8 protein-coding genes are annotated in these 12,522 nt (G+C 71.8%); all 8 read left to right on the plus strand.

The features are described 5' to 3' along the window. Positions 1-193: 193 nt before the first annotated feature. The 8 genes from ACFWEP_RS22815 (at position 194) to ACFWEP_RS22850 (ending at position 12,476) form a co-directional block, all read left to right on the plus strand. Positions 194-319 carry a hypothetical protein gene (locus ACFWEP_RS22815; RefSeq protein WP_387372316.1) on the plus strand — a complete coding sequence of 42 codons (126 nt, stop codon included), beginning with the start codon at positions 194-196 and terminating at the stop codon, positions 317-319. A 532-nt stretch (positions 320-851) separates the two neighbouring features. Beyond that, positions 852-1,904: a pyridoxal-phosphate dependent enzyme gene (locus tag ACFWEP_RS22820; protein ID WP_387372318.1), complete on the plus strand. Its 1,053-nt coding sequence runs from the start codon at positions 852-854 to the stop codon at positions 1,902-1,904. Then, positions 1,901-3,175, plus strand: a complete 1,275-nt coding sequence (locus tag ACFWEP_RS22825; RefSeq protein ID WP_387372319.1) for an MFS transporter — start codon at positions 1,901-1,903, stop codon at positions 3,173-3,175. Before ACFWEP_RS22820 ends, ACFWEP_RS22825 begins: the two co-directional genes overlap by 4 nt. 66 nt (positions 3,176-3,241) lie before the next feature. Beyond that, positions 3,242-4,315 carry an ornithine cyclodeaminase family protein gene (locus tag ACFWEP_RS22830; protein ID WP_387372321.1) on the plus strand — a complete coding sequence of 358 codons (1,074 nt, stop codon included), beginning with the start codon at positions 3,242-3,244 and terminating at the stop codon, positions 4,313-4,315. A 10-nt stretch (positions 4,316-4,325) separates the two neighbouring features. After that, positions 4,326-5,141, plus strand: coding sequence for a class I SAM-dependent methyltransferase (locus ACFWEP_RS22835; protein WP_387372323.1), 816 nt, complete (start codon positions 4,326-4,328; stop codon positions 5,139-5,141). Beyond that, a complete protein-coding gene (locus ACFWEP_RS22840) occupies positions 5,138-8,434 on the plus strand; it encodes an amino acid adenylation domain-containing protein (protein WP_387372324.1) in 3,297 nt (1,098 codons plus the stop codon). Before ACFWEP_RS22835 ends, ACFWEP_RS22840 begins: the two co-directional genes overlap by 4 nt. Next, the gene (locus tag ACFWEP_RS22845; protein ID WP_387372326.1) at positions 8,431-10,185 is read left to right on the plus strand and encodes an amino acid adenylation domain-containing protein; all 1,755 of its coding nucleotides are present in this window, start codon (positions 8,431-8,433) and stop codon (positions 10,183-10,185) included. The genes ACFWEP_RS22840 and ACFWEP_RS22845 overlap by 4 nt, the downstream gene beginning before the upstream one ends. Beyond that, positions 10,182-12,476, plus strand: coding sequence for a M20/M25/M40 family metallo-hydrolase (locus ACFWEP_RS22850; protein WP_387372328.1), 2,295 nt, complete (start codon positions 10,182-10,184; stop codon positions 12,474-12,476). The genes ACFWEP_RS22845 and ACFWEP_RS22850 overlap by 4 nt, the downstream gene beginning before the upstream one ends. The last annotated feature ends 46 nt before the right edge of the window (positions 12,477-12,522 follow it).

The following is a 12,522-nucleotide window of genomic DNA, read 5'->3' on the forward strand; positions in this document are numbered from 1 at the left end:
GAGCGTGTGCGGTGCCGAAGGGTCTCGCCTGCTGCTACCGCCCCGCCGCCGTGCCGGAGCGCTTCGAAGGACGGCACGGAGGCTCGGGCCTGAAGCCCTGGGCCTTCCAGCGCTGTCGCAGCCTCCCGTGCTCGTACTGCGAAAGCTCCGGGACAGCCCCTGGCCATCCCTCAGTCTCACGTGCACGCAGTCGATGAACAGGACCGGACAGACCGAGTCGGGCGGCCGGTTCTGCCATTCGTGCAATCCGTCGAGCGCCTTGTCGGTGATCGTGGTGTTGCCGCTGGCCGTTCTCTCGCTCTCCTCGCTCTCCTCGTGACCGAGGCCGGCGATCTCGCCCCCGCGGGCGGACTCAAGAACCGTCTTCGTCAGCCGCCGAAGCAAGCAGCCATGGCCGGGCCAGCTTGATCCCGTCGGCCTTCGCGTTTCGACCAGTTGGCTGACCAGTTGGTCATCCGGAGCATCCGGTGAACCGGACGGGCCGCAGTCCCTCGGCGGCCTCGACCGAGACGGCCACGTCTGTCATCAGGCGTTACTTCCTGTTGGAAGATCCACCGTTGACAGTACGGACCCGCCTCCGGCTGCTTTCGGTCGTGTTTCTTCCGCAGGTGCGACCGGAGTCGGCCATTCTGAGCGTCCCCCCAGGTCTTTCGCCTCCTACGCGCACGCCCATCGGGCCATCGTCGGCACAGGTCGCCGAGACGGGGACGCAGGATGGCCGAGAACCGCCCGTGGGCATTCCAGCCAGATGCCGTCAGGCGCAATGCTTATGTCGTTGATTACTCCTGGGGGCTGGTGCCTAAGGTCGTCTCGCATTCGGTTCACAGCGGTGCCGAACTCAGGGGGAAGCGATGTCGCTTGTCAGGCCTGTCCTGGAGCGGGCTCTCGGCAGGACTCCGTTGCTCCACCTCACCGTTACTCACCGAGGACGTTCGTGCCGGCTGGCGCTGAAGCTGGAGGGGCACGGTCCCAGCGGTTCGGTCAAGGACCGCAGCGCCGTAGGACTCCTGCAGGCTCTGCACGACGAGCAGCCGCTGACGCCGGGCACCGTAGTGGTCGAGTCGACCTCCGGGAATCTCGGCCTGGCGCTGGCCCGATTACTGCGCGCCGTCGACTGCACCTTGCTCGCGGTGGTCGACCTCAAGACCCCGCCCGTCACTCGCCGCATGCTCGAGGCCGACGGCGCGCGCGTCCTGGTGGTCGACGAGCCGGACGGCCAAGGCGGCTATCTGCTGAGCAGGCTGCGCACCGTGCGCGAGCTGCTGGCCCAGAACCCCGGCTACCGCTGGCCCAACCAGTATGAGAACTGGGCCGCCCCCGAGGTGCATCGCACCACCACGGGCCCAGAGATCACCGAAGACGCGGGTGCCGGGCTCGACGCGGTCTACGTCCCTGTCTCCACCGGCGGAACCCTTGCCGGCATCGCCTCCCATCTGCGCGAGCACCGCCCCGACGTCGCCCCGGTCGCCGTCGACGTACGCGGTTCCCTGGCCGTCGCCGGCAGCGCGGGACGCCGGCTGATACCGGGCATCGGGGCCAGCCGCCCCTCCGCCTTCCTGAAAAGCGGGGACAGCTACGACCGCCTCGTACAGGTCGACGACGTCGAGGCGATCACCATCTGCCGGATCATGGCCGAGGACCTGGGGCTCGCGCTCGGCGGGTCCAGCGGCTGCGCCGTGCGCGCGGTGGTCACCGATCTGGCGAACGATCCCGCGCCACGGGGACTCTCGGTCTGTGTGGCCGCCGACGGCGGCGAAAAATACCGCGACACCCTCTACTCCGACGTCTGGGCGAGCGAACAGGGCATCGCCGAACAGATAGCCGCCACGACGAGACAACTGCGCCGTGAGGGGCTGTTCTTCACGCGGCGGCAACCGCACCACCTGGAGCACCAGCGACCATGAGTACGAGCATCACGCCAGGACGGCGCGAGAGCGGCCGCGACTACCGGCAGTTCCTTCCGCTGGTGCAGGGCGCGACCTTGATCGAATGGACCGGGACCGGCCTGTTCCTCGCCGTGTCGACCATCTACTTCATCAAGGTCGCCCATCTCAGCACCTCGTCCGTGGGCATCGGACTGACGATCGGCGGCGCGACCGCCCTTTTCGCCGCCCTGCCCATCGCCCGGCTGGCCGAACGCTTCGGCCCCAAGTCCGTGCTGATCGGCGTCATGCTCCTGCGCTCCTTGGCCACCATCGGCTATCTGTGGGTGGACGGCTGGTGGAGTTTCCTGCTGGTCGTCTCCCTCATCGCCGTCACCGAGCAGTCCTCGCCCCCTCTGGTCCAGGCGTATGTCGGCGCGCGGGCGCCGGAAAGCCTGCGCGCGAGGGTGATGGCCGTCCAGCGCACCGTCGTCAATCTGGGCATCAGCCTGGGAGGGCTGATCGCCGGAGTCGCCCTGGGTTCGGGCTCGCACGGCGCGTTCCGGCCGCTGCTGATCGGTGGCGCGGTCGCCTACGTCATCGTGGCCGCGGTGTTCGCCACCGCACGCGACGAGGGCTCGGTCGGCAGCGTCGGGACGACGGGCGTACGGGAATTGCTCAAGGACGGGCGGCTGCTGGGCTTCACCACGTACAACGCGCTGGTGTCGCTGTGGATGCCGGTGCTCAACGTGGCGTTCCCGCTGTGGCTGGTGACCGCCACCGAGGTGCCGGAGCGCTACGTCGGCATCCTCTACGCCGTCAACACCGTGCTCTGCATCGCCCTTCAGTACCCCCTCAACCGCTGCTACAACACGACGCGTCGGGCCTGGTTGTCGTACGCGACCGCGGCGGCGCTGCTGAGCTGCGGCGCGCTGGCGTTCGCCGCCGCGCCGGGCTTCGGGACGCGCGGCGCACTGCTGACGTTGGGCGGCGCGGTCGTGCTGCTGACCTTCGCCGAGCTGCTGCAGGTCGGCGCGTCCTGGACGCTCTCCTTCGATCTGGCCCCCGAGGAGGCGCGCAGCGCCTACCTGGTGCTGTTCAACACCAGCCGCACCGTCGCCAACCGGGTCGCCGGTCCGGTCCTGATGACGGGTGTGGTGCTCGCCCTCGGCAAGGCCGGCTGGATCGCGCTCGCCTGTGCGCTCCTGGTGGGCGCGTTCGTTCCCCTCGCAGCGCTGCGAGGGGCGCGCCGCGCCGGGACGGCCGGGCCGGTGGAACGCGCAGACGAACCAAAGGCACGTACCGCCCGCTGACCTCCGGCCTGTTGGGCCGCCCCCGTCCGAGCATTCCCCACCCCGGCCAAGGAGGCCCCGCTCCCCATGGACTTCGAGCGATACCCAGACAGTCACTTCCTCCATCTGACGCGCGCGGACGTCGTCGAGGCCGCCCGGGGCGTGGACATCGTGCAGACGGTGGCCGAAGCGCTGACGCTGCACAGCGCGGGGCAGTCGGTCCTCCCCGAGGAGGCCTACCTCGGCTGGACGACCCCGCGGGGCGACTCGGCCCGGCTGCTGGCGATGCCCGGCGCGCTGCTCGAGGCCGACCGCCCGCCCGTCGTCGGTCTGAAGACCATCAACGCCTCACTGGGCAATCCGGCACGAGGCATTCCGCGCTCCCAGGGCTTCACCCTGCTGCTCGACCCGGAGACGGCACGGCCCGTCGCCCTGATGGAGGCGGCGTACATCAGCGCGATGCGCACCGCAGCGGTGACCGCGCTGGCCGTACTCCACCTGGCGGTGAGGTCCCCGCAGCGGCTGGCACTCGTCGGCTGTGGTGCCCTCGCCCAGGCGCATGCCGCGCTGTTGCTGCGCACCGTGCCGACCCTGCGCGCGCTGGCGCTCTACGACGTGACGCCCGAACGCGCCGATGCCCTCGCCGCGTACGTCGCCTCGCTGCCCGGAGGCGCGAAGGTCGAGACCGTGCGGGCCGAGAGCGCACGAGAGGCGGTGCGGGACGCCGAACTCGTCGTGCCCGTCACCACGGTGACGCAGGGGTACATCGAGCCCGACTGGCTGCGGCCGGGCGCGCTGGTCTGCCACGTCTCGCTGGACGACCTCACCGAGGGGGCGGTGCTCGCTGCTGACACGGTGATCGTCGACGACTGGAGCCTGGTGCGCGACGACCCACGCCGTCTGCTCGGCCGGATGCACCGGGCGGGCACCCTGCTCGGCCCCGACGGCGCCCCTCGGGACGGGGTGACCGCGCAGCCCGGTGCGCGCCGGGTGGACGCCGCCCTCGGCGACGTGCTCGCCGGCCGGCACCCGGGCCGCCACCGCCAGGACGAGACCATCATCAGCAATCCCTTCGGCATGTCGATCCTCGATGTCGCCGTCGCCGACCGTATACACGCTCGCGCCGAGGCCGTCGGCCTCGGCACCCGGCTCACGCTCTGAGGGGGACATCATGGCTATCGATCTCAACGTCCAGGAAATCAACCGCACCATGTGGTCGTACGGGGAGTACCGGCACGTGGCCGACCTGCTGCGCCCCGGCGCGGTCGAACTGGTCGGACGGCTCGACCCCGAGCCCGGCTGCCGCCATCTCGACGTCGCCACCGGCAACGGCAACGTGGCGCTGCTGTCCGCGCAGCGCGGATCGACGGTGACCGGGCTCGATCTGACGGACGAGTTCTTCTCCGACGCCCGCGAGCGCTTCGCCGAGGCGGGAGTGGAGGTGGAGCTGCATCGCGGGGACGCTCAGGAGCTTCCCTTCGCCGACGGCTCGTTCGACCTGGTGACCTCTACCTACGGGGTGCAGTTCGCGCCCGACCACGCCGCCTCCTCCGGAGAGATGGCCCGAGTGCTGCGCCCCGGCGGCCGGATCGGCATGTGCAACTGGACGGCGCGCAGCTGGACGGCGCACTTCCAGGAGATTCTGTCTGCCTACTTTCCCTCGCCCAACGGTCATCAGGGGCAGCCGATGCTGTGGGGCTCGGCGGACTACCTCGCCGAGCTGTTCGGCCCCTCCTTCACCGTCACCGCCGAACGCAGGGAGCTGTTCTACTCCTTCGCGACCGCCGAGGACCTGGTCGCCTTCTTCGAGAACTGCTTCGGTCCGTGCATCGCCGCGAAGAACACGATCTCCCCGTCGTCGCGCTGGAAGGAACTGCGGGCCGAGATGGTCGAGATGACCGAGGACTTCCACACCACGGACGAGCGGGGAACCGGAGTCCCCGTCGAGTACCTGCTCGTCTTCGCGGAGAAGAAGGGATCCCAGTGACCGCTCTGCCGACGCACTATCCCTCGCTGCCGCTGGCCGAAGGGGCCCGGGAGCGGGCCGTCGCCGCGGCGCTGACCCGCAGCGAGCCGTACCCGCTGGGCGAGGGCGTCCATGCCCACGTGGAACGGCACGCGGCCGCCCGGCCCGACCGCACGGCGATCGAGGACGGCGAACAGAGCGTCAGCTACGGCGAGTTGACCGACCGGATGCAGCAGATCGCCGGCCAACTGGCAGCAGCGGGTGTCACCGGCGGGCAGATCGTCGCGGTGGGCGGCCGGCGCGGCGCCGATGTCGTCTGTGCCTTCCTCGCGCTGGAACTGCTGGGCGCCGTCTATCTGCCTGTCGACGCGAGCTGGCCGGCCGCCCGCGTCGACGCGCTGCTGAGGGACAGCGGCGCGGTGCTGCTGCTCACTGTCGGCGGGCCCGCCGACAGTGGCGAACTGGTCAAGGGCGCTCAGGCGGCCGGCGTGCCCACCGCCTCCCCGGCACCCGCGGACGCCCACCGCACCCGGCCGTCACCGCCGCCCGCCGACGAAGTGCGTTACGTCCTGTACACCTCGGGATCGACCGGCCGCCCCAAAGCCGCGGTCGTCGAACACCGGGGAATGCTCAACCACCTGTGGGCCAAGGTCGACGACCTCAAGATGACCGCCGCCGACCGGCTGGCGCAGACCGCGCCGCTGAGCTTCGACATCTCCGTCTGGCAGATGCTGGCGCCGCTCCTCGTCGGTGGCCGCGTCCAGATCTTCAGCGACGACCAGGCCCAGGACGGCGCGCTGCTGCTGGAGGCGGTACGCCGGAGCGGGACCACCGTCCTGGAGACCGTGCCCACGCTGATCCGCTTCCTGCTGGACGCCCAACGGAGCGCGGGGATCCGGCCCGGTGCGCTGCGCTGGATGATCGCCACCGGCGAGGAACTGCCGCCCGCGCTGGCCCGCCGGTGGCACGAAGCCCTTCCCGGCATCCCGCTGCTCAACGCCTACGGCCCCACGGAGTGTTCGGACGACGTCACCCACGCGGTCCTCGGCGCGCCCGGCCCCGGCGTACGCCGTCTGCCGATCGGCACTCCCGTCGGCAATGCCGCGCTGTACGTCCTGCGCGCCGAGGACAGGCGGTGGCACGCCTGCGACCACGGGGAGACGGGTGAGCTGTTCGTCGGCGGCCTCGTCGTGGGCCGCGGCTATCTGGGCGACCCGGAGCGGACCGCGCTCGCCTTTTTCGCCGACCCGTTCACCGAGGGCGGCGGGCGGTTGTACCGCACCGGCGACGCGGTGCGGGTGCTGCCGGACGGCCAGTTGGAGTATCTGGGCCGGGTCGACCGGCAGGTGAAGCTCGGTGGCGTCCGCATGGAGCTCGCCGAGATCGAGGCGGAGCTCGGCGCCCACCCCGCGGTGGCCGCCTGCGCGGTCGCCGTACGCACCGACGGCGACGAGGGCGCACTGGTGGCCCGCGAGAGTGCCCACGCTCCGGCGGTGGGCCACCAGCGGCTGGTCGCGTACGTCACGACCCCCGACGGGGAGGTGGCGGAGGAGGCGCTGCGCGCCCATCTGGCCGAGCGGCTGCCCGCGCCGATGGTGCCGCACACGTTCGTGGTGCTTCCAGGGCTGCCGCTCACTCGCAACGGCAAGACCGACTACAAGGCCCTGCCCGCACCGCCGCGCCGACGCCGCCCCGGCGCTCGTCCCTTCAGTCCGCCGCGGAACGAGGCCGAGGCCGCGATCGCCGCGATCGTCGCCGAACTGCTGGACAGCGGGCAGGTCGGCCGCGACGACTCGTTCCTGGAGCTGGGCGGCGACTCGCTGCAGGCCATGCGGCTGGTCGCACGGCTGCGGGAGACGGGATCGGCGGTGAGCCTGCGCGAGGTGCTGCGCGACGGCAGCCCGGCCGCGCTCGCCGCTCTCGGCACCCGGATCCCGCCCGCCGGGAGGAGCGCCGGCACCGATCATGTCCGGGACGCTCAGCGCACCCGCCCGCTCACTCCGCAGCAGGCAGGCGTGTACTTCCACTGGCGGCTGGATCCGCAGAGTCCCTACTACAGCTATCAGGGCTCCCTGGAGCTGGACGGTCCGCTGGACGTCCCCCGCCTGGCAGCCGCGTGGCGGCTGCTGCTGGCCGAGAATCCGCTGCTGCTCGCCCGGTTCGCCGAGCCGGACGAGGCGCAGGGGGACGAAGTGGTGCACCACTTCCCGCACTGGGACGTGCCGCTGCCGGAGCGGCCCAGGGAGGTCACGGCGGAAGCGTACCGACGGCTGGCGGCCGAGGAAGCCGCCCGCCCCTTCGATCTGCAGGCCGCGCCGGGGTTGCGCGCCGGGCTGTTCAGGCTGCCGGACGGACAGCACCGGGTGCTGGTCACCATGCATGAGCTCCTGCTCGACGGCTGGGGCGCCACCGTCCTCTTCCAACGGCTGGCCGAGTTGTACGAGCGGCGTCCGGCCGCCCCCGACCCCGAGCGTTCCACCCGCTACGACCGCTACCTCGACCACCTCGATCGGGTGCTGGCCGCCGAGGAGACGGCCGAGGCGGGCCGGTACTGGCTGCGACAGCTCGCGGGCGATCTGCCGGTGCTCCAGATCGCGCAGAAGCAGCGCCCGGCCGCGCCCACCTACCGGGGTGCGATCACCGAGGCCGTACTGGACGAGGCTCTGTCGCAACGGCTGCGGGAGACCGCCCTGTCCGCGTCCGCGACCCCGTTCGTACCGCTGCTGGCCGCGTACGCGCTGACGCTCGGCTATTACGGCGACGCCGACGAGGTCGTCGTGGGGGCGCCGATGGCGGGCCGGGAGCGGCCGGAGACGGCCGATGTGCCTGCCTTCATGCTCGCGATGCTGCCGCTGCGGCTGCGCATCGACCCGGCCGCGACGCTCACCGAGTTCACCGCCCTGGTGCGCGACACGGTGTACGACGCGTACACCGCCGCGGACCATCCCTTCGGCTGGACGCTGCGTCAGCTGCCGGCCGCCTCCAGGAGCTCGGCGGCGACCCCCGTCTTCCAGACGATGCTGAACATGCTGCCGTACCCGGCCCGCGCGACCACCGCCGACGGCGTCGGCTTCCGCTTCGTCGAACTGGAAACCGGCTACACGAAGTACGACTGCGCCCTCTACGTGCAGCCGCACGGCCCGGATCGGCTCCTGCTCCAGTACGCCTACCAGCAGGAGCTGCTCGATGAACCGGTCGCACGCAACGTCCTCGCGTCCACGACGATCGCGTTGAGGGCCCTCACCGACCCGCGGCGCGCCGCGCACACTGCCATCCGATCCCTCGACCTGCTGCCCGGAGGCGGACCATCATGACCACCCCGACCCTGCTGCAACGCTTCGCCGCGCAGGTGGCGGCCCGCCCCGAGGCCGTCGCCCTGCGCCATACCGGCACCACGCTCACCTACCGCGAGCTCGACGAGTGGAGCGGCCGGCTGGCCGCACAGCTCGCCGCCAAGGGCACGCGGCCCGGCTCGTTGGTCGCGCTCGCCGCTCAGCGCGGTCCCGCCGCGGTCGCCGGGGTGCTCGCCGTGTTGAAGACCGGCGCGGCCTATCTCGGGCTGGATCCGGCGATCCCCGTGCGGCGCCAGCGCCGCATGGTGGAGGAGACGGGGCCGCAGGCAGTGCTGGCCGAGCCGGGGCTCGATCAGTTCCCCACGCTGGACGCGCCCCGCGTCCGGCTGGCCCCGGTCGCGGAGGGCCCGGTGCACGAAGGGCCTGAACAGGAGCCCGACGACGACGCGCTGTTCCACATCGTCTACACCTCCGGCACCACCGGGAACCCCAAGGGCGTACGGATCAGTCGCCGTTCCGTCCGCGGCCGGCTGGAGTGGATGTGGGAGGACCACCCGTTCCCCGAGAACGCGGTGCTGGCGGTGCAGAAGTCGCCGGCGCTCGTCGCCTCGCCCTGGGAGCTGCTCGGTGGCCTGCTCCAGGGCGTCCCGTCGGTCGTGCTCAGCACCGAAGAGCTCCTCGACCCGGTGCTGTTCGCCGCCGTTGTCGCCGAGGAGCGGATCACCCATCTCTTCCTCACCCCGCAGCTGATCGGCGGGCTCCTGGAGGAGAGCTCGAAGCTCTCCGGTTCCCACCGGCCGGTGCTGGTGACCAGCGGTGCCGACAGCCTGCCCGTGCGAACCGTCCACCGCTTCAGGGAGGTCTGGCCCGACGCCACGCTCCTCAATCTGTACGGCATGACCGAGACCGCCTCCAACGTCGCCGCGTACGACACGGCCGCCCTGCCCGAGGACGCCGAACGTGTGCCGGTCGGCGTCCCGGTGGCGGGAGCGTCGATCTCGGTCCGCGACCGGCACGGCCGCCGTCTGCCCCCCGGTGTGATGGGTGAGGTGTGGGTCTGCGGGCCGCCGCTGGCCCTCGGCTATCTCGGCGGCGACGGCGAGGACCGCTTCACCGTCGACGACCAGGAAGTGCGGCACTACCGGACCGGTGACCGGGGCCGTCATCTCCCGGACGGGGCGCTGGAGATCACCGGCCGCGCCGACAACCAGATCAAGGTGCGCGGCTACCGGGTGGAGCTGGAGGAGATCGAGTCCACCCTCCGCAAGGCGCCCGGCGTCACCGACGCCGGGGCGTACGCGGACCTGGACGACGGCGAGCCGCGGATCGTCGCCTGCGTCACGGCCGAGGAGGAGGTGAGCGTCACGGCCCTGCGCGGATATCTGCGCGACCGGCTGCCCGACTACATGTTGCCGACACGCGTCCAGAAGGTGCCACGGCTTCCACTGGGCCCCAACGGCAAGTTGCAGCGCACCGGGCTGCGCGCGCTCGTGGCGGACATCGGACAGGAGCGGACGGCAGGCTTCACGCCGTCCGACGCCACCGAGGCCGCCGTCGCGGCCCTCTGGGAGGAACTGCTCGGCGCTCCCCCCGCCGACGTGGACCAGAACTTCTTCGACGCCGGAGGCCACTCGCTGCTCGCCGTCCGGCTCGCCAACCGGCTCGCGAAGACCGCCGGTCGGCGCATCCCCCTGCGCCGCATCCTCGGCGCACCCACCGTCGGCGCGATCGCCGCACTCTGCCACGAGGCCCAGAAGGAGGAGCGCGGATGAGCACCCCCTGGCTGAGAATGCGCTACGAGGAGAAGAACGACGGCCCGGCAGACACGCTCGTGGTCTGCTTCGCACCCACCGGCGCGCACGGCTCGACCTTCGCGAGCTGGCACGGGCGGCTGCCCCACGGGATGGCTCTGGTGCTGGTCACACCGCCCGGCAGAGGCACCCGGGTGGACGAGGAACCCGTCGTCGACATGGCCGTGTACGCGGACACGGTGGCCGCCGAGGTGCGGGCGCTCGCGACGGGCAGGCGTACGGTGCTGATCGGGGTGAGTCTCGGTGGGCTGCTGGCGTTCGAGGTCTGCCGCCGGCTGCTGGAGACCGGGGTGCCGGTGACGCGGCTGTGCGTGGTGGCCGGGCAGTCCCCGGGTGACTTCGCCGGTGCGGGCGGCGAAGTGACGCTCGATGACGCCCGCGCCTTCGCGACCGAGACCGGACTGACGGACCCCGAACTGCTGGCCGATCCCGAGTTCGAGGAGGTGCTGCTGCCGCCCGTTCAGGCCGATCTGATGCTGGCCGCCCACTATGCCGGCCGCGCGAGCGGTGCCGCGCATGTCCCGCTGCGGGCGGTGTGGGCCGTCGAGGATCCGCACGTGTCGGAGGCGGCCGTCCAACGGTGGCGCGAGTGGACCACGGCGGACTGCACGGTGCTGTCCGTGGAGGGCGGCCACTACGCCCACCAGGAGAATCCGGCGGCGGTCCTGGCCGCCTGTCTGGACGGCCTCGGCAAAGCCGCCGGTCCGTCCAGACGGGCCGTGCTCGGCAGCGGCGCGGCGGTCGTCTCGGGCACCGTGCTCACACTCGGGACGACGACAGTCGCCGCGCCGAAGGCCGCTGCCGCACAGCGGACGGCGGACGCGGGCGGCGGCACCGGAGGCCGCGCCTTCGACGGCGATCCCACCGATCCGGTGGAGCTCGCCGTCGCGATGATCCGGCAGAACACGAGCAACCCCGGGGACGGCGCGATCACGCTGCCGCACGCACGGATGCTGGAAGGGATCTTCCAAGCCGCCGGGGTCGCCACCGAGATCGTGCCGACCCCCAAGGAGGGCAACGTCCACTTCTTCGCCCGCGTCCCCGCCGCTGCCGGCGCCGCGCGCGAGAAGCCCCTGATCCTGCTCGGCCACTCGGACGTGGTCCCCGCGATCGGGGACGCGTGGACGCGGGAGCCGTTCACCGGGGAGACCGTCGGGGGCATGCTGTACGGCCGGGGTGCCCTCGACATGAAGGGGGTCAACGCCGCCTTCGTCGCCGCCCTGCTGCGCCATGTGCGGCAAGGCACGCGATTCGACCGGGACATCGTCTTCTGGTCCGACTGCGACGAGGAACAGGGTCCGTACGGCGTCCGTTGGCTGCTCACCGAGCACCCGGGCAAGGTGCGGGCCGGAGTGGTCCTCACCGAGGGCGGTTGGGTGCTCGACCAGCGTGACGGCGCGACACCCATGATCGCCACGCTCACCTGCAACGACAAGCGCTCCCTGCTGTTGCGGCTGGAAGCGGCCTCGTACGCCACGCACACCTCCAAGCCGTTCGGCGGGCAGGCCGTGATCCGGCTGGGCGAGGTACTGGAACAGCTCGGCGGCTGGCGGGCCGCCATCCGCCCGAACGCGCTGTCACGGACGTACTTCGCCGAGCTCGCCCGGGCAACCGCGGACCCGGCCCTGGCCGCCGCCCTGCGGGAGATGCTCGACGCGCGCTCCGAGGCGCGGCGGAACCGGGCGGGCGACGCGGTCGTACGGCTCAGCGACACGCCCGAGCTGCACAACGCGATGCTCCGCACCACCCTGGCATTCACCTCGGCCAAGGCCGGCTACTACCCGAGTATCGTGCCCGGCACGGCGACCGCGGAGTTCCGGGCGGCATTCCTGCCCGGGGGCGACGACCCCGGGCGGATCGTCGCCGAACTGCGCTCCCTGATCGGCAACCGGGCCACGCTGACGGTGGTCGGCAATCCCGGCGAGAGCGAGGCGCAGGCTGTCGATCGGCTGCGCGGCTATCTGGCGGTTCCGGACTCCAGCCACGACACGGACGTCTTCCGCGCCTGGCAGAAGGCCGTGCGGCGGACTCATCCCGGGGTGCGGGCGACAGCCTGCCAGTTCGAGGCCGTGACCAGCGCGGTGCCGTTCCGCGAGCAGAACGTGCCGGTCTACGGCATGTACCCCTTCACCGTGAACCGGGACATGCTCAAGCGTATGCACGGTACGGACGAGTACATCGGCGTCGAGGCCCTGCGGCAGGGCACGGAGACGGTCTATCAGCTCCTGGCGGGGCTGCGCGCCGGAGCCTGAGTCCCGCGGGTTCGGTGCGGGAGCGTCGTACGCGGCGCTCCCGCAC

The organism is Streptomyces sp. NPDC060198, assembly GCF_042728415.1.
Lineage (GTDB): Bacteria > Actinomycetota > Actinomycetes > Streptomycetales > Streptomycetaceae > Streptomyces.

What these genes read in the sequence shown, in the direction of transcription:
- ACFWEP_RS22845 (WP_387372326.1), top strand. Translation starts at nt 8,431, where the DNA reads ATGACCACCCCGACCCTGCTGCAACGCTTCGCCGCGCAGGTGGCGGCC.
- ACFWEP_RS22815 (WP_387372316.1), top strand. Translation starts at nt 194, where the DNA reads ATGAACAGGACCGGACAGACCGAGTCGGGCGGCCGGTTCTGCCATTCG.
- ACFWEP_RS22850 (WP_387372328.1), top strand. Translation starts at nt 10,182, where the DNA reads ATGAGCACCCCCTGGCTGAGAATGCGCTACGAGGAGAAGAACGACGGC.
- ACFWEP_RS22830 (WP_387372321.1), top strand. Translation starts at nt 3,242, where the DNA reads ATGGACTTCGAGCGATACCCAGACAGTCACTTCCTCCATCTGACGCGC.
- ACFWEP_RS22820 (WP_387372318.1), top strand. Translation starts at nt 852, where the DNA reads ATGTCGCTTGTCAGGCCTGTCCTGGAGCGGGCTCTCGGCAGGACTCCG.
- ACFWEP_RS22825 (WP_387372319.1), top strand. Translation starts at nt 1,901, where the DNA reads ATGAGTACGAGCATCACGCCAGGACGGCGCGAGAGCGGCCGCGACTAC.
- ACFWEP_RS22835 (WP_387372323.1), top strand. Translation starts at nt 4,326, where the DNA reads ATGGCTATCGATCTCAACGTCCAGGAAATCAACCGCACCATGTGGTCG.